At 40.5% G+C, this 1,155-nt stretch carries 1 protein-coding gene; it reads right to left on the reverse strand.

All coding sequences use genetic code 11. From position 1 onward, the window contains the following. Positions 1-583: putative solute-binding protein (locus A3735_RS20700; protein ID WP_197485958.1), on the reverse strand; the 583-nt coding region annotated here is incomplete at its 3' end. Between the last annotated feature and the right edge of the window lie 572 nt (positions 584-1,155).

The following is a 1,155-nucleotide window of genomic DNA, read 5'->3' on the forward strand; positions in this document are numbered from 1 at the left end:
GAAGCATTCCGTAATATAGCCGGTAATCAATAATTCCTCCTTTATCTGCAAGACCCTCGTAAAGCTCAAAGGTGTTGTAGGCAAGAGCGGGCATGATCACAATATCAACTTCGCCGGTTTTAAATTTATCTGCAAAGTTTGATAGTGTTACCGTGACAGGTTTGGACTTAGATAAACTTGCAAATTTATACATTTGCGGATCATTATTCAAAATCGCAATCTTTTGACCAGAAAATTCGTCAATTGTGTCAATCGAGCGGTCTTTAACAAAGGCATACATCGAACCAACAGGGAAGGTTGTTACAACCTCATAATTGTTTTCGATCATCAGCTTGCCAGCCCTAGAGCGGCTTAGCGTAGCGATAGCAAGCTCAAGCCCTTTCTCTGAGTTAATTGCTCCAATTGCGTCCATTGTGCCGGCAAACTTAACAAACTGGCGCGACAGGATGCTCGTAAGAACGGCAGCCTCGCAGTTGCCAGCCTTAAATTGCTTAACAACATCGGTTTCTTCGGTGTAGGCGACAAATTTGAGCTTTAATCCCCAGGCTTGAGCTCGTGGAATAACGTCGGAATAAAATGTCATCACTGGGCCACTTCGGCCAACAGGATCCCAAACGCAGAACGTTTTAGATTCTAAAGAAAAAGCAGAGCTACTGAACAGGCTTATCAAGATGCAAAGAAATATAGAGAAGAGCTTCATACAGCACACCTCTGCTGAAGAGCTGGGCGGTATATATATGAATTCATGTGGCTGTTGAAAAAAAGCTGGCCAGTGAAATGACTAAATAGTCGAGTAGTCATTCGTATTCATCCTTGTTTAGAGCGTATTGTGGTGCATTATTTTTTGCTGGCAAAGCCTATCATAGTCCTTGGCTAGATAGGGTGAATCAGATAACAAAAATTATAATTAGGGGCAGAAAGGCTTGAATTGCTATCAACGTCCATGCTTTTGCAATTATATAGAAAATCCAGATGTTTCGTTTTATTGTCGAATTGTAAAATATTGTACAATATATGCTCAATTTACTGGTCGTGTTGATAAAGCTATGTTCTCATCTATATTAATAGAAACATTACGCAACATTGGTTCACGTATTACTCCCGCAGTTTGTTGCAAGCTTTAGACAATCGCTATGGTGATTTAGCTTGTCTTTA

Source organism: Oleiphilus sp. HI0061, assembly GCF_001635675.1.